Consider the following 23,524-nt stretch of genomic DNA (forward strand, 5'->3'; position numbering starts at 1 on the left):
TTGGAAAACCTCAAAAATGCTTTAGCAATTCATGTGTCAATGCTTCCCTGCCCTGAAAATTTGCAGCAGCAGGCCATGGCGTATTACCGATTCCAACACCTGGCCCTTCTCCTCGGATACGTCTAGTCATTTCCGGGATATCATTTAAGTCAGCAGTCTTTATCAGTTTATTTTTAGCCCAGAACCAACCAGCGGTATCTGCACAAGTGAATGGCTCACTCATAACTCTGTCTGGGTTAATAATGACTGGGGGGCGCATAGTCGAATCTAATTGCGCAATAGATGCAGCATTTTGTATTGGAAGCGTACTGGCCTGACTCGCTGTTACGACGTTGCCTGAAATGCCCCACCACAAAGAATTTTTCCACCAATTTTCCAAGAATGAGTCCGAACGGAGCCACCCTCGATAAACCCAGTACCCGGCATAATTCGCTCTACCGGTTAATTGCTTCATGCCTCTTCCTCTAAAATCGCCCCCATCGTCATATTTTATATTACCAAGCCATCCCTTGAAATTCTTGGCGTTTGCATAACGCCTGAAGTAGGTGTAAGGGTCGCCACTATACAGTTCCGACATCCAGACTAACTGATTTGTTTCCACCCCGGCTTGGCCAAAGAAGTGTGACCGCCTTAAACCACCAACGACGAGATACTTCAAAAGCGTTTTATTAATATGAATGATGTATTTACCGATCTTGGCGTTCGTGGCTTCTGGATATATACCTTTGAGATCACGTTCACTTAGCCATCCGCACTGTTTGAAAGTACTAACGAACTCTTTGGGAGGAAAATGCCAATGCATGTGATCAATTCCCTCCAACGCCGCCTCTTCCCAAAATCCTAATGCTTGCTGGTGGGCTTTTAGCTTCGCATACCTGTCCTCAGGAAAAGGACCGCCCTCAGCAACTTTTAGCAACCAGCCATAGCGAGTATCAAAATCACTCTTGCACCACTCACTAGGGAATTTACATATGAATCGTTTAATACGCTCTTGAATTTCCACTGCTTCAAGCTTGGCTTTACTTACACCACGCTCAGTGACATAACGCTCTGATAGCTTTTTCTGTTCATCTGGGGACAGTGTGGCATAAGCAGGAGAAGTTGCGATTCCAACCGCATCAGTGCTATCAGATATCACTTTATTGGCGTCCAGCCCCAAGAACGACCTGATAAATTTGGATTGGCAGTGACTATCCGAATCCGTATCGTCATCAATCAGTTGCCAGCCCTGCCATTGTGGGAAGTCCGCATCGCTAAACTTATTAATTGTTAAAGAATTCAGATTCACCCAACCTGATTTACTCTCTTCACCTGCTTTTCCAGGAAATTTTATCTGACGCCAGTGGGCAGCATCAGCAGGTAAAAGACGATCTTCACCTAGCACGCGACCAAATCGCAACATCTCAAATCCTGCGCTAGGGGACTGCGGAAATGTCTCTAGAGCTGTTTTGTATAGGTCATACTCGTAATCTGCTTTCTCGACCTGGATTCCCAGCTCAAACCCAGAATGGGTGAAAGTTGTAAGCTTACATTGTCCTTTGGCATAGCTCATCCGAACAAACATACCATTTTGTAATTCTGATGCTATTGCCCACTCGTAGCCTTGTACAGAATCTGATGTCCCGACAGATGGGGCTGGTGCCCCGGCCTCCAGAATTGGGACAGGCCCCGAGGGCATAGCTGGGCAGCGATAGACAACTGGTGAGTTGTTCTGCGCTTGCAGGACATTTTGAGGAGGTTTCTCGTAAATAAGCACTTCCGGCGGTATAAAAAAATATGCATCGCCCCAAAAACAATCTGCCCTTCCATGGCTTGTCTGGAATTTCAGATCTCTTTCTTTTCTTCCTACCAAGTTCTCAATTTGGCTTTGATCTGCAACAACCTCGAAGTGAATTCTGCCCTTTTCACCATAGATACTTCCGGCCTCTCCGACTTTATCCTTTCGGGAAATGACCTTACCTTTTTGAGGAGTTGCTAGAAAAATTTTCGATAGGTGCATGTAAATGGAATAGAAAACGACTTTAGCTTTCGCGCCCTCACCGATCTCCGTCTCATGCCGAATAACAACGCACCCATCATCAGTCCATTTATCACGATAGCGCAGCGGGTGATTTGCATCCGCGCTCTCGTGGGTCGGATTTCGGAAGTACGCCAATGTTCCGTCAGAAATCGCTCGCACAGGCAATGCGTTCTGTCCTTCTTTTGGAGCAGTCAGATGCATACCACCATGCCAGTTGAGGTCAAAGCTCAACGGATATCCACCATCACCAGGAACGCCGCCAACCATGGCTCGCGCCAGAAATGCCTCGTCGGTTTCTCCCGCAATTGGAGCAGGAATAAAGGGAGGGCTAATGATCATTTTGAAAATTCCTTGTCCATGTTGGCGCTTGTCATTCCGTTCATAGCGAGAAAGGGTAATCGACTGTAGGTTTGAGTTTTTCCTGCACCGCATTCCCCAACGCCTGATCCATCAAACTCCCCGCCTTATCCTTATCCGCCGCCCCCGGCAGCACCGGCGGTTTAATCCCAATCCCGGTGCCGTTACCGGCCGACCCTCCCGCATTAATCTTCACCACCGGCCCAACCACCGTCACACCACCGGCATCCAGCTTGATAAAGCTGCCACCCCCCAAAATCGTTAGCTCGGAGCCCGCCTCAATAACAATCTTCGCCCCAGCCTTCACATGAATCTCTTTCCCCACACTGGTCAGCTGCGCAGTCCCCAGCTTCACATGCTGGTTCTGCCCAATCGTCAGGTGATCATCCAGCCGCGTTTCAACCTTGCGATCCGCAATCGTGGTGCGATGCTCTTCCGCCTTCAGCTCGGTGTAGGTGTTCTTAACCACCGTGTCGTGGCGCTCATTCCCCACGCGAATCTTCTGATCATGCTCAATGTTTTCATCCCAATCCCGCTGGGCATGAATGAAGATTTGCTCGGCACCTTTCTTGTCTTCGATGCGCAGTTCATTGAACCCACCGCCCCCCGGTGAGCTGAGGGTTTTGAACACGGTGCGGGTTTTGTTTGCCGGCAATTCGTAGGGGACCTGGTTTTCCTTGTGGTACAGGCAACCGGTCACCAGCGGTTGGTCGGGGTCGCCTTCGAGGAAGGTGACGAGCACTTCCATGCCGATGCGCGGGATGACGATGGCGCCATAACGATCACCCGCCCAGCTCGATGAAACGCGCATCCAGCAACTGGTTTTGTCGTCCGCCAACCCTTCGCGGTCCCAGTGGAATTGCACTTTGATGCGGCCGTATGGGTCGCAGTGAATTTCTTCACCTTTGGGGCCGGTGACCATGGCGGTCTGGCTGCCGAGGACGCGGGGTTTTGGGTGTTCCAGCGCGGGGCGGTAGAAGACGTTCCACGGGGTGGCGAGGAAGCGGTTGCGGTAGCCCTGGTGGAAGTCGTCTTTGTTGTCGGTGGTGTCGCTGGTCACGGACTCTTCGAGGACTTGCGGCTGTTTGCCTTCGTGGACGATTTCGGTGAGCAGCCAGAGGTCGTTCCACTCGGTGCGCGGGTGGTCGGACATTTCCAGGAAGTGGCCGCTGACCAGTCGGGTCTGGTCGCCGTGGCCTTCGGCTTGCTGGTAGTCGGCGCGGTGGCGTTCCAGCGCCCGTTGGCTGAGGAATTTGCCGCGCGCGCGGTCGAGGAAGCGGCCGGGGTAGTCGTAGTCTTCGAGGTCGGGTTCGGTACTGGCGCCGTCGGGTTTGTACGCGGCTTCAAGTTGCAGGCGTGGTTTTTCGAAGTCGTAGTCGCGACGTGTGGTGCGGTTGGTGCGGGTTTCCAGGCGCAGTTTGAAGCCCTTGATCACTGGTTCGTCGGCGACCATGCCGCTGCCTTGCACATACGCCGTTGGCTGCCCGAGTTTCGGGAACACGGTCTGGTCGTCGCCGAACATCAGCAGGTGGGCTTTTGCGCTGTGCTGGAAGTGATAGTGAATGCCTTCTTCTTCGCACAGGCGCTGGACGAAGTGCAGGTCGGTTTCGTCGTACTGCACGCAGTAGTCGCGGTCCGGACACGGCTGGCTGAGTTGGAAGCGGTAGGCGTTGCCTTTGATGCCGTGTTCTTCGAGGATCAGCGCGATGATTTTCGGCGCGGACATCTGCTGGTAGATGCGCTGGTTGGTGCGGTGATGCAGGTATTGCAAGTGCGGCACCAGGGAGATTTTGTAGCGGGTCAGGCGCTTGCCGGCGTCGCCTTGGGCGATGCGGTAGATCTGGCCGTGGATGCCGCTGCCTCCGCCCTTAGAAGAAGCCGCATCGAACGCGAGGAATGCTTGCTTGTGCAGGAGCAGTTCAAGGTCCAGATCGGGGTTTTCGCTGACCAGTTCGAGGTCGAAGCGATACGTCTGACTGATGCCTTCGGTGCCGGTGAACGACAGCACTTGCAGGTCGCCCGCGTAGCCTTCAACGGTCAGGCTGAAGTGGGTTTCGTTAGCTGAGTTGAACATTGCTTGCTCCCTGTTCGGTAGTCATCCGTTACGCCCGAAGTCGCAGGCGTTGCAGCAAAGACGAAGTGGCGCCCAGGGCGTCACGCAGTTGGGCGGCGGTGATGGTGCGCTTGGCCGCATCGAAAGCCAGCGCCGTTCGCAGGGCTGGCCAGCAGTGTTTGGGCAGGTTTCGCGGCGGGTGCAGCTCGCGTTCGAGCTGGCCGTCGCGGGCCTCGGTCGATGGCAAGCGGCGGAACGGGTGTTTGCCGCCGGCCAGTTCGTAGAGCACGCAGGCCACGCCGTAGACGTCGGCGCTGGCGGCCAGCGGTCGGCCTTCGAGCAGTTCCGGGGCGGCGTAGCCGGGGGTCCAGGCGTTGAAGCGGTCGCGGCTCAGGTGCGGCAGACCGGGGAGGATGCCCTCCACGGCTTGGCCCAGGCCGAAGTCGAACAGGCGCACGCCTTCTTCGCTGAGCATCACGTTGCTCGGTTTCATGTCACCGTGCAGCACGCCGCGCGCGTGGGCATAGGCCAGCGCATCGAGCAGCGGCAGTGCGATGTCGCGCAGTTCTTTCCACGGCAGGCCCAGGGGCCGCTCGCAAAGTAATTTGTCCAGGGTCAGCCCACGCATGAGTTCCATGGTGATGAAGGCGCGCTGGCAGTCGGTGTCCACTTCAAAGCTGTGCAAGCGCAGCACGTTGTCGTGGCGCAGGCGTCGGGTCAGGGCGAACTCGCTGTAGAGCAAGGCGCTGGCGTCCGGCGATTCGGCAAATTCTTCGCTGAGGATTTTCAGCGCGATGTAAGGGTCGGGATCGCCGAACTGCTCACTCAGCAAGTCCCGTGCGCGGTAAACCGCACCCATGCCGCCGGCACCGAGCAGGCGCTCGATGCGGTAACGGCCTGCGAGTACGTCCGGCATTTCGCCGATGCTGGGCTTGGTCGGCGCTAGCGCGGGTTCAGCTTTATGCGGCTTTCCCTTTAAAGGCGTGGCAAACGCAAAGTAAGTCAGGTTACTGGCTTGCTCATCGGTCACCAGCAGGTCGTCGAGCGGCGGCATGAGTTGGGTCATTGGCGGATCACCACGGCCGTCAGGTTGTCCCGCGCCGAGCCACGCAGAGCGCCGTCGAACAGACGCTCCAGCGCAACGTGCGGCGCGGTCAGGCTCAGGGCGTTGCCCAAGGCGTCGCTGCTCAACCCGTTGTACAAACCATCGCTGCACAACAAAAACGCATCGCCGGGGTAGACCTCGAGTTCGAGCACGTCCAGGGTCAGCTGCTCAGCCGCGCCGACCGCACGGGTCAGGGCATGGGCGGCAGGATGAGCCTTGGCCTCTTCGACGCTCATGTTTTGCTCGTCGATGAGTTGTTGTTGCAGCGAGTGGTCCTTGGACAGTTGATACAAACGCTGGCCGCGCCACAGGTAGCAACGGCTGTCGCCGGCCCAGATGCAGGCCGCACGATTGCCCTCCACCAGCAGCGCCACCACGGTGCTGCCCATGATGCTGTCGTGGCGCCCGGCGGTGACGGTCAACTCCTGGCCCAAACGGCGATTGAGCCAGTGCAGGCACTGGCGGATGCCTTTGAGGCGTTCGTCGAAATCGTCCTGCACCGGCAATTCCGCCAGGCTGGCGACGATCAACTGGCTGGCGATGTCGCCACCCTGATGACCGCCCATGCCGTCCGCGACCACCCACAACCCCTGCTGTGGGCAGTCCAGGAAAGCATCTTCGTTACGCGCCCGAACCTTGCCGGCGTCGGTACGCGCAGCGCTGCGCCAGGGATTGGCAACCAGCATCAGAGCTGCACCGGCATACGGAAGGTGCGCAGCACGCCCATGTCGAACGGGTTCGGCGTGCGCTGGCTCGACAGCAAGTAGTTGGCGCGCAGGCCACCCACGTCAGCTTTGAGCACCAGCACGTCGCGGCCGCTCAGGTACTCGGTCTGCATCAGGTCGAGCAGACGGAACAGCGACCACGGACCGGTGTTCTTCTCGATGCCGATCGGGCGGCCGGCCATTCTGTCGAGGACCAGGCTGGTACGACCGTCTTCAGCGTCGGTCGGCCATTTGAACGACACCGGCACGATCGGGCCGTGACGGTATTCGATGGTCTTGTCGCCAAACTTGAACTCGGAACGGCTGACAGCCGGGTCGAGGGTGTACGGCTCCAGTTTGAACTGCACTTGCGGCTCGGCCGGGTTGATCGAGAAGAAGCTCTGGCGGATCACTTGTGCCGCCGCCATCTGGTCGAGGTAGACCCTGGAAATCGGCAGGCTGTGACCGTCGATGCTGCGCAGACGGTAGTTGCCCGGATCGCCACTCACAAACGGACGCATGTAGGTGTCGAAGAAGCGATCGTTTATGCCCTGGGCTTTGAAGAACTCGCGGAAGTCGCTGATCGCCACGTCGCTGGTGCTGTGGGCGCTGAACGGATAACGCTTGTTGATCGCCTTGCCGTAGAAGCTGTACAGCTCGCTCTGATAACGCTGGTTCAGGTACTGGTAGGAATCGTTCAGCACCAGACGCCAGGTGTCTTCGGCCAGCACGTTGAACCACACACTGACCGGGCGCGGCAGACGGTTGGAGGCATTGCGCAAGTTACTCAACGCATCCCGCTGGCCGCTCATGCGGGTCTTGGCCATTTCGAACGCGGCTTGCTCTGGGGAACTGGCACGGGCCAGGCTCGCCAGTTGCATTTGCAGGTCGTTGAGCGCCGTCAGGGCCGGGGTCAAATCAGCGGCCGGGCCGTTGTTGTCGTCCAGCAAACGGTGCAGCGGTTCGAAGCGACGTTGCAGGGATTTCTTCGCGGTGTCGGGAAGCTGCTTTGTAATTTGAGCGGTCATGTCGGTGGCTTTGTCAGCCGCAGCGGCCGCGAGTTTACCGAGCTTGCCACCCTTCTCTGCCAGTTTTCCGGCCGCATCGGCGGCGGCGTCAGCACTGTCCGCAACCACCGAGAAGCGAGTGTTCTCGCGCACTTCAACCAGCAGTTGCAGCACTGGCGAGTTGGCCGAGGTCAGGCCTGCCAGTTGCTCGGCGCCCTCGCCTGCGTCGTTGATCGGTGGCAAGGCGACCTGGCCGACCGCTTCACTCCAGAAGTTGGCGTAGTCGCGGAAGTACAGTTGCTCCAGTTCGACCATCAGGCGACGCAAGTCCATGTCGCTGATGCCCGAGCCTTCGCCCAGCACCCAGTTGTCACGCAGGATGTCAGTAACCAGTGCCGAACCCTGGACCGAGAAATACTGCTGATAACCCTGTTGGGTGTAGAAGCCCGGGATCACGTAATCGGTGCCGACAAACAGCGAACCTTGCGGGCCGAGGTGTTGGCTGAGACGGTATTCCGGCAGGTTGCGGGCCTGCTCGCGCAGCATCCGGTAAACCACATTAGCCAGCGATTCGCTACGCAAGACCTGACGTGCCTGAGCCACCAATTGATCGTTCAACGGGTAGATAAACGGCTGCTGGAGCAAACGCTCGAAGTGCGTATTCAAACCGTTTTGCACGGCGGCGTTGCCGGCGTAGCGCTGGGACCATTCGGTGGCGACCCAATCCTTGAGCCACGGGCCGTCGCGACGGTCTTTCATGTTCAACATCAGGTACGCGCGCAGACTGTTGAGCAGGCGTTCGCGGTCCTGCATGTTGGCGCGGATCTGCCCTTCCAGCAGCGTCGCGACCTTCGGCAGCAGTTGCGCTTCGAGCTCACGCTCGTAAGCGGACTTGACCACTGGATTGACGTCTTCGCCTTGGTACAGACCGCCACGTTCGTGGTAACTCACGTCGCCTTTTTTCGGGAAGACCTGAGTTGCCGCATAGGCAGTGTCGAGGGGCTTGAGCACGGCCATGGAGTCATCACGCGCGGTCTGGGCCGAGCGTTGTTGGGTCCAGGTTTGCGCCAGGTTGCGCAGGTTTTCCAGACGCTCATAGTTGGCCGAGAAACCGCCCGCCCACAGCATGCCGAACAGAGCCAATGCCGCCAGCGCGCCCACGTACAGCGCACGTTGGCCCCAATGGATGCGGCTGCGTTCGCGCTTGTCCAGACCGGCCAGATCGGCCTCGGGGAAAATCACTCGGCTAAGCAGATGATGAATGAACCGCGAACGGCCGCTGCGCAGGGTCGGCAGCATGCCGGCGTTCATCCCCAGATTGGCGCCTATGCCGGCGGTGGTCTGGTCCATCTCTTGGGTCAGGTGCGGTGCGCTGGTCAGGTAGAAGCCGCGCAACTGGCTGACACGCTGGTAGCGGTTGCCGGTGAACGCCATGTCGACGAACAGGCACAGACGCTCGCCGATCTGCCCCAATTGATGCGGGAAGTCGAGGATGCGGCCACGGCGCTGGGTGTCGCGCTCCTGGTGCATGCGCATGATCACTTGGCTGTTGAGGCGACGCAGCAGTTCTTCGAACTCGGCACGCAGCACGGCCACGTCGGTGCCGCTCTGCTCTTTGCGGAAGCTGGTGCCAAGCACCTGATCGCTTTCTTCGCGGGTCAGTTGGTCGAAGAACTCGTCGAATCCGAGCAACTTGTCAGCCTTGCTCAACACCAGGTAAACCGGCACATCGACGTGCAGATTTGAATGCACTTCCTGCAAGCGCGCGCGCACCTGGCGGGCCAGGACCTCGAGATCTTTCTCGTCGGGACACAGCAGGGTTTCCACCGGAATGGCCACCAGCACGCCGTTCAACGGACGGTTGCGGCGACGCTTGCGCAGCAGGTCGAGCAAGGTGCTCCAGGCGCTGCCGTCGACTTCGCCATCCGGCTGGGTCAGGTAACGCCCGGCGGTGTCGATCAGCACACCGTGGTCGGCGAAGTACCAGTCGCAATGACGGGTGCCGAGGGTGTCGCGGGTCAGTTTGCGGTCGATCTTGTTGATCGGAAACTCAAGGCCCGAAAAGTCCAGCAGGCTGGTCTTGCCGCTGCCCTGCGGGCCGATCAGCAAGTACCACGGCAAATCACTGCGCCAGCGCTCGCTGCGACCGCGGTACAGGCTCGAAGTCTTAAGGGTTTTCAAGGCGTCCTTGAAACGCACCTTCAACTCTCGTTGCTCTTCGTCGATCAACTCTTCACGGCGGATGCGGTCCTGGCCGTCTTCGGTGTCTTCGACGGCTTTTTTACGCACGCCCGCGCGCCAGCTGACGAAGACCATGGTCAGGCCCCAGATCAGGAACAGCACGCTGATGGTGAGCAAGCGCGAGGTCGAGCCTTCCCAGAACTTGTAGTCATCCACCGCCAGCAGCGGCCCGACGAACCACACCAGCAGCGCGACAAACAACACCACCAGCAAGGTCCAGACCCAGGTCTTGCGCAGAAATGCGCCGACTTTCTTAAAAAACTTTTTCATTACACGTCCCTGTTTACGGCTGCGACTGCGGCTGGACCGCGGCCGGATCAAGCGGCTGAAAAGGTTGCAGAACGGTTTCGCGTTGCTCGCCCAAGACCCAGGCGAAACCCGAATACATCACCACCAGGCAGACGAAAGTGAACAGCACCACCATCCATGCCGGCACGATGCGCACCAGGCTGCGGCGTTGATCGTTCAGGCCTTCCCAGTGCGGCGACAGTTCGCGAGGAACGTCGCCGCGCAGTTGACGGATCTGCCGGTACAAGGCGTCGCGCAGGCCTTCGAGTTCGAGCATGCCGCGTGCTTGCACGCGGTACTTGCCTTCGAATCCAAGGGACAGGCACAGGTACATCAGCTCCAGCATCGGCAGGTGTTTGGCCGGGTTTTTCGATAGGCGATCCAGCAGCTGGAAGAACTTCTCGCCACCGAAGGTTTCGTTGTGAAAGCTGCTGAGCAGACTCATCTGCGACCACTCGCTTTCGTTGCCCCATGGCGTGGTCACCACGGCTTCGTCGACCACGGTGCACAGCACGTAACGGGCGGCCATCACCTGACTGCTTTCAGCGCCGTTGTGCAGTGCGCGCACTTCAAACAGTTTGAGCCCGGCAGTCAGTCGCTCGTTGAGCGCGAACATGTCTTCGCGGGTGGCGCTGTGCTTGAGTCGCACCACTTCCGACAACAGCTCGGAGGCAGCAGCCACCAGCGAATTGAGGCTGATGTTGAACGCTTCGGCCGGGCGCAAACGCGCGGCGTAGATCATGCGTTCTTCGAGCTGTTCGAAACGCGGCGGTGCGGCGAAATCGGTCAGCGGACTTTGCGCCGGACCGTGGCCCTGGCGGTCGAGCAAGACGGTTTTATCGTCCTGATGGTGTTCCATGTCCTTAATCATTTCGGTCAGTTCCTGATGGCCCAGAATTTCAGTTCAAGCTCGGAAAATTCGCCGGAGACATGGAACGCAAAGCCGCCGGAGAGCTCCAGTTCTGCCAGGTCTGCGGAACTGAGTTCGAGGATGAAATAGGTTTTGTTGGAGTGAAACGCGATCTGCCGTGGGGCCACCGGCAACGGTTTGACCTTGATGCCCGGCAGATGCAGGTTGACCAGTTGGCGGATGCGCTCCACCGGGCCGACCTTGAGGTGCGCCGGCAAGCGGTGGCGCAGTTCTTCGGAGTCGCAGTTGGCACTGGCCGCCAGCACGAACGACGCCGAGCCCAGCAGTTTGTGGTCGTGCAACGGCGAGACGATGATCCCGTACTGACGCTCCTGCAGGATCAGTTCAATGGCGTGCTGTTCCAGCACCATCGACAGCACCTGACGAATTGCTTCCATCAGTTTGCGGAAGCTCGCGCCCTGATCGCTGTGCTGGTAACGGCTGTCCAGACGCGGGCGTTTGCTGTCGCTGGAAAAGGTCGCCAGATCACCGAGCATGGTCAGCAACGTGCGGTACAACTCTTCCGGGTGCACCTGTTCCAGACCGAGGTAGTGACGCAGCAGCAGCTCGGTGCGGTTGATCAGTTGCAGCATCATGAAGTCGCCGACTTCCGCGCCGCCGACCTTGCCGTTGGAGCGGATGCGGTCGGCGATGGTGTCGCCGCGGTGACCGAGCATGCTGATCACTTCTTTGAGGCACGACAGCAGGTAGCTGGAGGCATGCGCCTGAAGGTAGGTCGGCACAAAATCCGGATCGAGGCTGATCACGCCGTCGGGCGTGGTGTCGAGCACGTCGCAGATCTTCAGCTTCACGTAGGCCTGATCGGTCTGCTGCTCGCCGAGCAACAGCTTGAAGTCCGGGCGACCGCAGCGCACCTGGCTAGCGGAATCATCACCGGCGTTGGAGTCGGCGACTTCGGCTTCGTACGCGGTGTAGCGCGCCAGCACGTCGGACTGCTCCGCACGGCGCGACTCGATGTGGTTACCGGTCACCAGCGGCAACGCCAGGTAGATCGGCGTGTTGCCGGTGTTCGGCGGCACATCCAGCGCCAGCGGCTCGGTGTTGCCACCCAGTTCGAACAGGCTGCCGTCCGGCAGAATCCCCGATGCCTGGCTGACCACCAATTTGCCCATGTTGAGGAACTGCAAGTCGATATAAAGGTTGAGGAAGCCCCAGGTGTAACTGCCCAGCAACTGGGTGCGGGTCTTCATCTGGTGGTCGTAGTAACGATCGTTGTGCTGGAAGTGCTGCGGCCGCAGCAGCATGCCTTCCTGCCAAATGACTTTATGGGTATTCATGATCAGTCATCCGCCTTGGCGAGCGCTTCGTGGCTGTTGCGGATACCGGCTTGATCCAGCGTCAGGTCGGCGTCGGTGACGTCCACCGGGGTGATTTGCACCGTGTAGCGCCATTTGGTTTCCGGCAGGTCGCGGTAGGCGGCGAGCACGCCAACGTAGCGGCTGCCCTCTTCCACGCTGAGTTTCAGTTCAATGGTTTCGCCCGGACGCAGTTCGAGTTCTTCGCTGGCCACCAGGTCCGGGGCCAGGGATTCCTTGGCGCGTTCATACAGGCTGAAGAAGTCGGCGTTCTCGAAAGTCACCGGGTGCTTGAGCTCGAACAGGCGTACAACAATAGGCGACGGACGCCCGTTGAGGTCCGGGTTCAGCTGATCGCTGGCGGTCAGTTTGAGGTTGAGTTTGGTCACTTTCGAATACGGCGACAGCGACGAGCAACCGGCCAACAGCACCAGGGCTATGAGCGCCGTCAGCGTCTTGAAAAAAGCGGTCGAGCAGCGAGACATGCGCATCATCCTTGGTGGTCGGTGTGTAGGGTGGAAATCAGGCGGATCTGTTCTTCGTAGGCCTGAGCAAAATCACGGGCCAGCAGGCGTTCACTCCAGTCATCGTCCTGTCGCAGGGCCTGGTGATAGCGGCCGTAGGCTCTCCAGCGACTGCCGGAGGTGGCGAGCAACGGCTTGTTGTCGCGCTCGAAACGCAGGGTCAATTGCTGCGGCGAAAAGTGCTCCAGCGTGCCGCGAACGGCGGCGCGGCTGGCGGTCAACAGCGCCACCTGATGCGCCTGCAAATCGCGAAATGCACGGGAGACCGCCTGTTCGGCCGGCAGTTGGCCCGGCTTGTTCGGCTGCAACAAAATGCCCAGCGCTTCACCGGCATCGACGGCGAATTTCAGCGGGTTCTTTTGAGAGCCTTGCACGGTGGTCTGGGCCAGCCGCAGTTCGTTTTTCAGTTCGCTGCGGGTGCGCAGGCTCTGCTGCAAACCGCCGACGCTTTGCTTGAGCAAGCGTGCCGTGTTCAGCGCCAGGGCTTCGCGGGCGTCGTGGTCGAGGCCTTTGAGGTCCACGCCCAGCGCAGCACCGAAATGCTCCCAGAACCCTTCGCTCTGGCGTTCGACCGCTTTCGGCGGCGGAGCCGGTGCGGGTTCTACCGGGGCGTTGATCAGCTCCGGGACCAACAGGCTTTCCATGTCGATGCGTGCATAGTCGGCGCGCTGACGGGTGTCCTCGATGGTGGTGCTCGGGGAGATCAATTGCTCGATTTCCGAATACACGCGTTCTTGTTGATCGAGCGCATTCAGCGGGTCGAGGTCGAGGAAGGCGTCATCGGGAATGATGCTGCCCGCCGCTTGCGGACGGCCGACTTCCACGTCGAAGGTCGCCGGGTCACGCACCAGCCGCGCACGGATCTCGAAATCACCCAGCACGTAGACGCTGCCGTGTTCGATGCGCATGGCTTCGCCCTTGCGCAGGCGCGCGCCGCTTTCGCTGTTCTGGATACCGTTGCTGCTGGTATCGGTCAGGAAAAACGTGCCTTCGCGGTAGCTGATCAACGCGTGGTGGTTGGACAGATGCCGCTTGCGGTCCGGAATGATCCAGTCGCAATCCTCGCCCCGACCGATGACGCCACCGGCCTGCTTGAAGGTCTTCTGGCACAAATTCGTGGGCACGAATTGCTTGGTGTTGAGCATTTCGAAAACCAGTTCCATGGTGATACTCCTTGCGGTCACTTGCCGCGATTGACCGCCTGCGGATCACCCAATGGGCGATAGGTGTTGTCGTTGTATTTGTAATTGCCGCTACAGCCGCCGAGGCCGCATAGAACGACGAGGGTCAGCAGGACGGCTTGCCAGTGACGAACAGGCATCAGAGGGTCTCCATGGGTAGACAAAGCACAAAGTGGCGAGGGGGCTTGTCGGAATGCCGCACCACCCCGTTGGGTCGCGAAGCGGCCCCAAAACCGGCCACCGCGTTTATTCAGGCAAACCGCATTAGCTGGATTGCGACTGCTACGCAGCCGAACGGGGCGATGCGGCGTTCCGACAAGCCCCCTCGCCACAGGGTTAGGGAGTTCACACATCGAAATCACCCAGGTTGATATTCAGGCGCCCGAGGCGGTACAGCAGCGTGCGGCGTGGCAGGCCGAGTTCGCGGGCGGCGAGGGTCTGGTTGCCGTCGTTTTTGCGCAGGCAATCGAGCAGCAGGCTGCGCTCGACCTGCTCCAGGCGTTCGCGCAGGTTCAGGCTGTTGTCTTCCGGCATGGCTTCCATGCGCAGGGAGAAATGCTCGGCCAGCAACTCGCCGCCCTCGCACAGCAATACCGCGCGTTCGACCAGGCCTTTGAGTTCGCGCACGTTGCCGGGGAAGGCATATCCGGACAGGTGATCAAGCGCAGCATCGGACCAACGCACCGCATCGCGCTGCAAGAACGAGCAGGCCTTGTCGGCGAAGTGCCGCGCCAGATCCAGGATGTCGCCCTCGCGCTGACGCAACGCCGGCAACTCGATCGGGAATTGCGCGAGGCGGTAGTACAAGTCCTCGCGGAACTTGCCTTCGCTGACCAGCACCGACAAATCCCGGTGCGTCGCGGCAATGATGCGCACGTCGATCTTGTGGGTGTCGTTGGAGCCCAGCGGGCGGATCTCGCCTTCCTGCAACACGCGCAGTAACTTGGCTTGCAGCGACAGCGGCATGTCGCCGATTTCATCGAGCAATAACGTGCCGCCATTGGCCGCATCGAACAGGCCGGCGCGGTCACGATCAGCCCCGGTGAAGGCGCCTTTGCGGTAGCCGAACAGTTCGCTTTCCAGCAGGTTCTCGGGGAACGCCGCGCAGTTCTGCACGATGAACGCCTGGGAGCGTCGCGGGCCGCAGTCGTGAATGGCCCGGGCGACCACTTCCTTGCCGGTCCCGGTTTCGCCGAGCAATAACACCGTGTAAGGGCTGTGCAGGACTTTGCTGATCAGCGAATAGGTCTGGCGCATGGCCGAGCTTTTGCCGATCAAGCCGTAACCGCTGGCGCTCGGCACACTGACCGGCACTGGCCGTGAAATACCGATCGGCTGACGCAAACGTTGCAGCAAGTGCAGTTGGCCCAGCACAAACGAGCCCAGTTGACCGAGGGAATCGGCAAACCCTTGCAGGTCGATGTGCCGGCGACTGGCGCACAGCAGCAAGCCTTCGACCGCTTTCTGTTGATTGACCAGCGGCACGCACAGCAGCGACTGCCAAGGCGTTGCCTGTGGTGGCAGGAAACTGGTTTCGTGCAGACTGCCGCTCAACTCGCCGAGGCTCACCACGCGGTTCTGGCACAGGGCGAACTGCAGCAGTTGTTCACCGTTGTAATCCGCCGGCAGGCTCGCCGCTTCCCGGGGCTGCAGAATGCCGTTCAGGCATTCGGCGTTCATCCCCAGACTGGTGTGGGTCGCATCCAGCAGGTACAGCTGCGTCAGTTCGCAACCGCTGAGTTCGGCCAACCCGCGCACGAAGTCACCCAGCAGCGCAGCACCGTCCGCCGCCCGCGACAGGCTGGCGAACTGCGCCAGCAAGGCTTCGGCATAGACCAGCGGTTGCGGCACTTGAGTGAACATCACACCCACCTCAGGCGAACTCGCAGATCACACTGGCGTCGCCATCGAGCGTGGCGTGCACACGCTTGAGGCTTTCACCGGTGGCCATCGCGTCGAGCAAGCGGTCGGCCACCAGCGGCAGCACGTGCAGGTCGAGCAAATGGTCGATCAGGCGCGCGCCGCCGTCGCTTTGGGTGCAGCGCTCGGCCAGGTGATCGACGAGGTTCTGGCAGTAGGTGAAATCCAGCTGACGACGGTTCAAGCGCTCGCCCAAACGACCGAGTTTGATTTCGATCAGCTCGCGCAGCACCGGGCCGCCGACCGGGTAGTAAGGCACCACGCGCATGCGCGCCAGCAGCGCCGGTTTGAAGTGCTTGCTGAGGACCGGGCGAATGGTTTCTTCGAGCACTTCGGCGGTCGGCCGCGCACCGTTTTCGCAGAGTTCGCTAATGCGGTCGCTGCCAAGGTTCGAGGTCATCAGGATCAGCGTGTTGCGAAAATCGATCTCGCGTCCTTCGCCGTCGTTGGCCACGCCTTTGTCGAAGATTTGGTAGAACAGATTCAGCACGTCCGGGTCAGCCTTCTCGACTTCATCGAGCAAAACAACGGAGTACGGTTTCTGCCGCACGGCTTCGGTGAGCATGCCGCCCTCGCCATAACCGACGTAGCCCGGCGGCGCACCGATCAGGCGCGAAACGGTGTGTTTCTCCTGGAACTCGGACATGTTGATGGTGGTGATGAAACGATCACCGCCGTAGAGCAAATCAGCGAGGGCCAGCGCGGTTTCGGTTTTGCCGACGCCGCTCGGGCCGACCAGCAGGAACACGCCCACTGGCGCATCCGGTTTGTTCAGGCCGGCAGCGGTGGCGCGCATCGAACGGTCCAGTGCGTGAACGGCTTGTTCCTGACCACGGATGCGCGTGCGCAGGTCGGTGGCGAAGCTCGCGACCTTGGCGTTGTGTTCGCGGGCCAGTTGCGCCAATGGCACGCCGGTCCAGGCGCTGATCACTTCAGCGACCAGACGCGGGCAGACTTCGAAGCTCACCAGGCGTTCTTTGACTTGCAATGCTGTCAGGGTTTTGTGCGTGTCGTTGAGCCGGGCTTCCAGGGCTTCGACGCTTTGCGCTTCGTCGACCGGAAGGGTTTCGATCACGGTGCCTTCAGCGTCTTCCTCAACCGTGACGGTTCGTTCGACGGCAGCGGCCTCGCGGGCCTTGGCCAGCTGCTGACGCAGGTCCAGCAAGCATTCGGCGAGTTCTTTCTGTTCGGTCCACAGGGTTTCCAGCGCGCCCCTTTCGTCTTCGGCTTCATCCAGACGCGCTTCCAACGCGTCCAGCGCTTCGTGATCGATCAGCAAACCCGCTTCGGCATCACGGCGTAGGGCCTGACGCTGACGGCCACCTTCGGCCAGTTCGCCACGCAGGCGTTCAAGGCTTTCCGGCGCGGCAGCGAGGCTGATGCGAACGCGGGCGCACGCGGTGTCGAGCACGTCGACGGCTTTGTCTGGCAGCTGCCGGCCAGCCAAGTAGCGAGCAGACAACTCGGCCGCCGCAACCACGGCGTCGTCGCGCAGGTAGATACCGTGGCTCTTCTCGTAGACCTGAGCCAGGCCACGGAGGATGGTCACCGCTTCGCTGACAGTCGGTTCGTGCAGTTGCACCGGTTGGAAACGACGGGCCAGCGCCGGGTCTTTCTCGAAGTATTTTTTGTACTCCGCCCAAGTGGTCGCCGCGATGGTGCGCAACTCGCCGCGAGCCAGCGCCGGTTTCAGCAGGTTGGCCGCGTCGGAACCGCCGGCATTACCGCCCGCGCCGATCAGGGTGTGGGCTTCGTCGATGAACAGGATGATCGGTTTCGGCGAGGCTTTGACTTCGTCGATCACGCCTTTGAGGCGACGTTCAAACTCACCTTTGACGCTGGCGCCGGCCTGCAACAAGCCCATGTCCAGCGACAGCAACTCGACGCCTTTCAACACTTGCGGCACTTCACCGGCAGCAATGCGCGAGGCCAGGCCTTCGACGATCGCGGTTTTACCGACGCCGGCTTCACCGACCACAATCGGGTTGTTCTTGCGGCGACGGGCGAGGATGTCGACCATCTGCCGGATCGCGCCATCGCGGCACAGTACCGGGTCGAGTTTGCCGTCGCGGGCCTGTTGGGTCAGGTTGTGGGTGAAGCGCTGCAACAGCGATTCTCCCGGCACGGCGGGTTTACCGGTGGCCGGTTGTTCTTTCTGCGACAGGGCGAACTCTTTCAGGCGATCAATGTTCAACTTGGCCAGCAACGACTGGTAGCGGCTACCGGCGTAGCGCATCGGGTTGCGCAGCAGGGCGAGGATCAGCGCGGCCTGTTCGACCTGAGTCTGGCCCAGTTCGAGGTTGGCCACCAGCAAGGCATCTTGCAGCCACTGCACCAGCTCCGGGGCAAACACCGGATTGCGCGAGGCGCTGTGCTCGACCCGCGATTGCAGGGCGGCGCTCAGCTCACCGGCATCCACTTCGGCATCTTGCAGCGCGCGTGCGAGCAGGCCTTGCGGGCGCTCCAGCAGGCCCAGCAGCAAGTCTTCGACGAGGATCTTACTGCCGCCACGGGCGACGCAGCGTTCGGCAGAACTTTCCAGGTCACGACGGGTTTCGGCGTCCAGCGCCTGGATAAGCTGTTGCAGGTCTACGTTGATCATTGGTCATCTGTCCTTAATGAATTTTGCTGCCCAGGGTTACCACGCCGTCCGCTTTTTCGCGGCCCAGCCAACTGGTCCACCCCAGCCGACAGGCGTTCTGCTCACCGATGCGCAGTTCGCGGATTTCTTCGTGGCGCAACACCAGGCGAATGTCGTAATCGAGCGGGTCACGCAGGGTGAAGCGCACCAGCGCGCACAACGGCTGGTAGCCGAAACCGATCGGCAGGAATTCGTGAAAGCGTTGCCAGTCGAGTTCGCGGATGTGAATGCGGAATTTGCCGCTGCGGTCGCGCACGTGTTCGCCCAGCACCAGGTCATCGCCGAGCAGGCTGTTGGCGCGGCCCAAACGATTGCGCTGCTCGTCGAGGATTTCCACACGGCGCTCGATGCATTGCTCGATAGTCAGTTCGGCGTGCTTGAAGTAGTAACGCAGCACGGCTTCGATCAGGGCCGCCGAGTGCGCCCGCAAGCTGAGCAAGCCGAGGTATGGCAGAAGGCGTTTCCAGTTCAGCTCCCCGGCCTTGCGGATCTCTTCGCCGCCCAGGCCAATCAACGCGAACAGTTGCGAAGAGAACGGGTCGAGCGCGCCGCTCTCGAAGCTCGCGCGGTAGCGGTATTTGCGCCAGATCGGCAGCATCAGCCGTTGCAGGCGATGGTGAAACAGGTCGAGGAAGTTGCGGGTCGGGTTGCCGTCTTCGCTGTCGCCCAGGGCCTGTTCACCATAGAAGGCCGGCAGCGGCGAACCGGAACCGACCAGGCCGATCAGGTTGAAACGCAGGCGGGCGCGCAGCTGCCCGTGCTCGTGGAAAAACTCCACGCGATCGACATCGCTGCCAGGGAAACCCAGGCTCGGGTTGGCCTGGAATTCCAGCTGGTCGTACAGATCGTCCTGACTCAGGTGCGGGTGGGCCTCGCGCAGCCGGTCAACCACCAGCAGCACGGCCTGAAACAGCGAGTACTCGCGTATTCCCCGGGTCAGACCGCTTAAAGCAGCGGCTGAAGGCCCATACGTGGTGTCCATTGGTACACCTCTCCCTGTGTGCTTTTTACCCGCAGCTCGTGGTACGAATTGAGACTGGCGTAAAGCGCGAAAAACTCGTTAAGAACCGAAGCGAACACGAACAGGTCGCCCTCGCCGATGTAGCCTTGCGGGTCGATGGTCAGCTCGGTGCGCAACCCGCGCACCGGCAAGCCGCGATGCAAGCGGTCGACGTGTTGGTGTTTGATCGATTTGAGCCCGCCGAGCAGGCGTTTGCTGACCTTCGCCGCATGCTGGTCGTAGTAGCGCGGCAGGTCGTAGGTTTCGAGAATCACCTTCAACGCATTGACGTCGGCCAGAGACAGGTAGTTAAGCGACATGTTGCTGATCAGCTTCCACAGGAAGTCGTTGTTCAGCGGTGGCGCATAGCTGGGGGTGGCCGGGGTGATGTTGCGAAAAGTGAGGAACTCCGGCGTCTCTTCGCAGGCCCGACTGATGTCGCCGAGCTTGAGCTTGCGCGGCAGGTTCTGATTGGTGCACATCAGTTCGATCGACAGGGTTTCGTGGGCTTCGGTGTGACGAATGCCGAAGCTCAGGTAGGTGTCGAGGCCGTCGTGCAACAGCGACGAGCGCTGGCGAATGCTGTAATGCGGGCGGCTGTTGGGCACGTCGAAACTCGGGTCGTGCTCGAAGGATTCGAACGGCACGTACTCCTGATAACCGAGGCCGCCGGGCTTCCATCCCGTGACGCTTTCCACCGAAAACACACCGCAATTTTCCAGGTCGTATTCGGCGGGCAGCAGCAGGTATTCGTCCTGTTTGCCGTCGAGGCGAATCGGCAGCGCATCGTGCTTGAACAGGTTGACGATGGGCGTGCAATACAGCTTCACGTTGTCCAGGGTCGGACGCATGCGCAGGATGCCGCTCTTGCGAATATCGAAGCGCAACTCCAGGCCGCGCATCTGCTTGAGGGTGTCTTCCGGCAGCGCCTTGAGAATGTCCAGACCGTTGACGTCGACGAACAGGAACTTGTCCTGGAAGGCGAAATATTCTTGCAGGTAGCGATAGCCGCGGAAGGTGTTCAGCGGGTACGGGATCAACGCTTCTTCTTCGGCAAACCCCACCGGCTGCACACGGTCGCCGGGCAGCTTGAACGCCATCGGTTTACCGCTGACACCGTTGATGGGTTTGCCGGCGCCATCCAGCGGGATCAGCTCGATGCCTTCCAGATTGCGCAACAGACTGAGGTACAGCATCTGGCTGATGTAGCGCTCGCCAGCGAAGTGCAGACGCAAGCGGCTCAATTCCAGCTCACCGAGATGACCGTCGGCGCTCATCTCCAGGCGCAGGCTCAACAGCGAACCGTCGCCTTTCACTGAATACGTCAGCGCGGCCAGATCCAGTGCCTGGACTTCCGTCGGGTAGCAGGTGCGGAAACGGCAATGCACGTCTTCGATGGGCACGCTTTCAATCGGCGTATCACGCTCGACCTTCAGCGCCGGGCCGGAACGCTTGAGCGGGTCGAACTGCAAAATGCTGAACGCCGGCAGTGGCCGCATGTAGTTGGGCCACAGCAGCTGCATCAGCGAGTGGCTGAGTTCTGGCAGTTCGTCATCCAGCTTTTGGCGCAGGCGCCCGGTCAGGAATGCAAAACCTTCCAGCAACCGCTCCACGTCCGGATCCCGCCCGGCCTGGCCGAGGAAAGGCGCCAACGCCGGGCTACGCTCGGCGAATCGACGACCTAACTGGCGAAGTGCGGTGAGTTCGCTTTGGTAGTAGTGGTTAAAGGACACGGGGTACCTGCGTGGTAGTGGAACTCATGAAAAAATTGTCCTGTAGAGCGCGACTGTCAGCCCGGAAATCACGTAGAACTTTTAGAACACGCCTTTTTCGCAAAACATAATTACGACATCGGCCCATTTGAAAAAAATTTCGGCAGTAAAAACAACACCAACACACTGACCACCCACAGCCCCAGAAAATAATAGTTATTCGACATTTTGCAGATAGCCCATCCTTTAACTACCCCATAACCAATAGCGAACTGCAACAGCAAGAATGAAACAATCCCCATAGGAACGGAAAACCAATAGCTATAAGGTTCAGAAAAACCAAAACGGATAACCACATAAGCTTCAAGCAATGCAAAGGGTAAAATCAGCAAAAGCGCAAGAACGATCATTGCCTTAACTTTTTTCGCACTGTTCATCAACGCAAACCACCGGCATAAAGTGACTTTGCTAATTCGAGCCGACGTTGTTCACCTGAAACCCCATCAATACCATAGTAAAAATGCCCAACACCTTCTCCGCGGCTACCGGACTCATTCATCAAAAGAGGCAAAATAGGGGACAGTCCCATTTTTTGAAAAATGAGAACCCGTTCGATCCATAGGCGTCCCGCACGCCAAAATACAGGTGCTACTAAAAACATTTTTAGTGCATCTCGGAAAACAGAGAAAATTTACGCATCACCTTAAAAAGAAAAATAGTGACAACCGAAAATAGCCCCCCAACAACTAAAACATAGGGGGTATAAGCCAACCACAAAAACATCATTCCCAAACCAGCAAGCCGGCCAAACATCAAACATCCAACGCCATACAAAATCCAGGGAACACCATAAAACGGAATAAAAATTACTGGGGCCCACCTCGCGAGCCGCAAAACTTCAGACTCGGTTTTTTTAGAAATCACACGTGAAGAAAAAATTGCAAATAAAACATATGCAGCGAGCCCAAAACCGAGCACATAGAGAAGAAAAAACTGTTCCACTCCACCTTGTAGTGGTTTGGAAGAATAGAAAGCATCAAGCATCAGCAGAATCGGTAACAAAACTGCTGGCGACCAGATCGCCACTTTGAAATAACTCCTATATGTCATTTCAACGTCGACTCGGTGTTGGAATCCGGCATAGGCTCCTCCCAAATGCCCATCCAACGACCATCGTTGGGGCTGAGGTTGATGAAGAAGTCGTTCCACTCTTCAATCGGCCGCATTTCCAGCTGTTCCTTTTTCAGTTTCCGCCTTCTCATCTCGTTTCCCAGCTTTTCTTTGAAGTTCCCCTCATCATCAACCTCTATGCGAATAGCCGAAGAAATCATTGGATACTTCTTGTCACCAAACAAGGCAACAAGGGCCGCCGCCTTTCGAACATGCACGCCGAGGAAGATAGACTTTCCAGACGAATCAGAAATAAACGCCTCACAATTCGGAAAGCCATCACCCGTGATGTACGTTACGACATCCAAATGCTTAGCTACTCGATCAAGTGTCATTATAATTTTGTAACTGACATCTAGACTCGGTACGAATGTCATACCTGTGAGTTTCTTAGTTTCCGCGGAAAACGGAAAAGCGTGGTTTTCACCTGCGTAACCACCGTTTACCCAGACAGTAGTAACCGCGCCCTTTTCAGTTTTAATTGACGGCCAGCTTCCACCTTTGGGTTTTAGCTCTGCATCGTAGTGAGTATGCTCAGCGCCTGCTTTTCCAGAGTCATTAGACTCCGTTTGTGTATCAGTAACCTCGTTCGTTGCCAGTTTTACAAAAAACTTATGCCATACACGTGAAGTTATTAAAGTCCCTTGAACGCCAGACAGCCCGCTGGGCTTTAGCGAAAAACCGCGGGCATCCCCTTCAAAATTAAAGCCGCTCCAGCCAAATGTTTTCCCCGGATGAAACGACCTGACGTTGAACTCATACATTGATAGCTTAGCTAGTTTTACGGTCACGATTTGTCCGTCACGATTAGTCGATCCCGTTGTGGGAGCCTGGGCCAAAGGCGTAGCGTTAGACATTCGCGACACCTGCTGGAGTGAGAAGAGAGACTTTAAGTATTTGGGAAGCTTTGCCAGTACTAACATCTTTGGTATGACCGTTGGCGTCTGTTACCCCTTCGTAGACCTCACCTGACTCGGTCTCTAAACGGTAGCCATAATTTGCAATCGGATTCCCCTCTTCATCCCGCAAAACAAAAAAATCGTTGAAGTAACCTGGCATTGGAACGGGAGGAACAAACGGCACTGGCGTATGTGAATTCCCAATAATCACCGTCGAAGACCCAGCCGTAACCTTGTTGCCATGAGTACCGACGGAGCCCACGGTGGCCGCCGGTTTTCCATTAATCAAAACCGTCGTCGCAAGATCGCCAACCATCGCACCACCACACGCCGATGCATCGCCTTCGCGGGCGGCCGCGAGGCCGTCGAAGAACACGTCGCCGGAACCGGCGGCGATCGGGTTGGTGCCGTGGCCGAGGAGCGGGCAAGCGGTGGGGTCGGTGACACGTGCTGCGGGTTTGCCGGACATACGAATC

19 protein-coding genes are annotated in these 23,524 nt (G+C 58.8%); all 19 read right to left on the reverse strand.

What is annotated here, in order from left to right; translation table 11 throughout:
* Positions 1-10 precede the first annotated feature (10 nt).
* Positions 11-2,359 carry a hypothetical protein gene (locus tag ACWGZX_RS13690; RefSeq protein ID WP_452628674.1) on the reverse strand — a complete coding sequence of 783 codons (2,349 nt, stop codon included), beginning with the start codon at positions 2,357-2,359 and terminating at the stop codon, positions 11-13.
* A 40-nt stretch (positions 2,360-2,399) separates the two neighbouring features.
* Positions 2,400-4,451 carry a type VI secretion system Vgr family protein gene (locus tag ACWGZX_RS13695; RefSeq protein ID WP_452628675.1) on the reverse strand — a complete coding sequence of 684 codons (2,052 nt, stop codon included), beginning with the start codon at positions 4,449-4,451 and terminating at the stop codon, positions 2,400-2,402.
* A 28-nt stretch (positions 4,452-4,479) separates the two neighbouring features.
* On the reverse strand, positions 4,480-5,496 hold the full coding sequence (locus ACWGZX_RS13700) for a serine/threonine-protein kinase (protein WP_452628676.1): 1,017 nt from the start codon (positions 5,494-5,496) through the stop codon (positions 4,480-4,482).
* On the reverse strand, positions 5,493-6,221 hold the full coding sequence (locus ACWGZX_RS13705) for a PP2C family protein-serine/threonine phosphatase (RefSeq protein ID WP_452628677.1): 729 nt from the start codon (positions 6,219-6,221) through the stop codon (positions 5,493-5,495). The genes ACWGZX_RS13700 and ACWGZX_RS13705 overlap by 4 nt, the downstream gene beginning before the upstream one ends.
* A complete protein-coding gene (tssM, locus tag ACWGZX_RS13710; RefSeq protein ID WP_452628678.1) occupies positions 6,221-9,757 on the reverse strand; it encodes a type VI secretion system membrane subunit TssM in 3,537 nt (1,178 codons plus the stop codon). The genes ACWGZX_RS13705 and tssM overlap by 1 nt, the downstream gene beginning before the upstream one ends.
* A gap of 13 nt (positions 9,758-9,770) precedes the next feature.
* A complete protein-coding gene (icmH, locus tag ACWGZX_RS13715; RefSeq protein WP_452628679.1) occupies positions 9,771-10,646 on the reverse strand; it encodes a type IVB secretion system protein IcmH/DotU in 876 nt (291 codons plus the stop codon).
* Between the two features lie 5 nt (positions 10,647-10,651).
* Complete coding sequence (tssK, locus tag ACWGZX_RS13720) at positions 10,652-11,983, reverse strand: type VI secretion system baseplate subunit TssK (RefSeq protein ID WP_452628680.1); 1,332 nt, start codon at positions 11,981-11,983, stop codon at positions 10,652-10,654.
* 2 nt (positions 11,984-11,985) lie between these two features.
* A complete protein-coding gene (gene tssJ, locus ACWGZX_RS13725) occupies positions 11,986-12,486 on the reverse strand; it encodes a type VI secretion system lipoprotein TssJ (RefSeq protein WP_452628681.1) in 501 nt (166 codons plus the stop codon).
* 5 nt (positions 12,487-12,491) lie between these two features.
* The gene (tagH, locus tag ACWGZX_RS13730; protein WP_452628682.1) at positions 12,492-13,688 is read right to left on the reverse strand and encodes a type VI secretion system-associated FHA domain protein TagH; all 1,197 of its coding nucleotides are present in this window, start codon (positions 13,686-13,688) and stop codon (positions 12,492-12,494) included.
* Positions 13,689-13,705: 17 nt separating this feature from the next.
* Positions 13,706-13,846, reverse strand: a complete 141-nt coding sequence (locus ACWGZX_RS13735) for a hypothetical protein (protein WP_007894589.1) — start codon at positions 13,844-13,846, stop codon at positions 13,706-13,708.
* 205 nt (positions 13,847-14,051) lie between these two features.
* Positions 14,052-15,569 carry a sigma-54 interaction domain-containing protein gene (locus ACWGZX_RS13740; protein ID WP_452628683.1) on the reverse strand — a complete coding sequence of 506 codons (1,518 nt, stop codon included), beginning with the start codon at positions 15,567-15,569 and terminating at the stop codon, positions 14,052-14,054.
* A gap of 10 nt (positions 15,570-15,579) precedes the next feature.
* On the reverse strand, positions 15,580-18,228 hold the full coding sequence (gene tssH / locus ACWGZX_RS13745) for a type VI secretion system ATPase TssH (protein WP_452628684.1): 2,649 nt from the start codon (positions 18,226-18,228) through the stop codon (positions 15,580-15,582).
* Between the two features lie 13 nt (positions 18,229-18,241).
* Positions 18,242-19,249, reverse strand: coding sequence for a type VI secretion system baseplate subunit TssG (gene tssG / locus ACWGZX_RS13750; RefSeq protein ID WP_452628685.1), 1,008 nt, complete (start codon positions 19,247-19,249; stop codon positions 18,242-18,244).
* Positions 19,213-21,000 carry a type VI secretion system baseplate subunit TssF gene (gene tssF / locus ACWGZX_RS13755; protein WP_452628686.1) on the reverse strand — a complete coding sequence of 596 codons (1,788 nt, stop codon included), beginning with the start codon at positions 20,998-21,000 and terminating at the stop codon, positions 19,213-19,215. Before tssF ends, tssG begins: the two co-directional genes overlap by 37 nt.
* Positions 21,001-21,110: 110 nt before the next feature.
* Positions 21,111-21,416 (reverse strand): hypothetical protein, encoded by a 306-nt coding sequence (locus ACWGZX_RS13760; RefSeq protein ID WP_452628687.1) that lies wholly within the window; start codon positions 21,414-21,416, stop codon positions 21,111-21,113.
* Positions 21,416-21,640, reverse strand: coding sequence for a hypothetical protein (locus tag ACWGZX_RS13765; RefSeq protein ID WP_452628688.1), 225 nt, complete (start codon positions 21,638-21,640; stop codon positions 21,416-21,418). The genes ACWGZX_RS13760 and ACWGZX_RS13765 overlap by 1 nt, the downstream gene beginning before the upstream one ends.
* Before the next feature lie 2 nt (positions 21,641-21,642).
* Complete coding sequence (locus ACWGZX_RS13770; RefSeq protein WP_452628689.1) at positions 21,643-22,065, reverse strand: hypothetical protein; 423 nt, start codon at positions 22,063-22,065, stop codon at positions 21,643-21,645.
* 20 nt (positions 22,066-22,085) lie between these two features.
* Positions 22,086-23,006: a hypothetical protein gene (locus ACWGZX_RS13775; RefSeq protein ID WP_452628690.1), complete on the reverse strand. Its 921-nt coding sequence runs from the start codon at positions 23,004-23,006 to the stop codon at positions 22,086-22,088.
* Positions 22,999-23,517 carry a PAAR domain-containing protein gene (locus ACWGZX_RS13780; RefSeq protein ID WP_452628691.1) on the reverse strand — a complete coding sequence of 173 codons (519 nt, stop codon included), beginning with the start codon at positions 23,515-23,517 and terminating at the stop codon, positions 22,999-23,001. The genes ACWGZX_RS13775 and ACWGZX_RS13780 overlap by 8 nt, the downstream gene beginning before the upstream one ends.
* Positions 23,518-23,524 lie beyond the last annotated feature (7 nt).

The sequence above is a fragment of the Pseudomonas sp. CLCA07 genome (assembly GCF_053615335.1).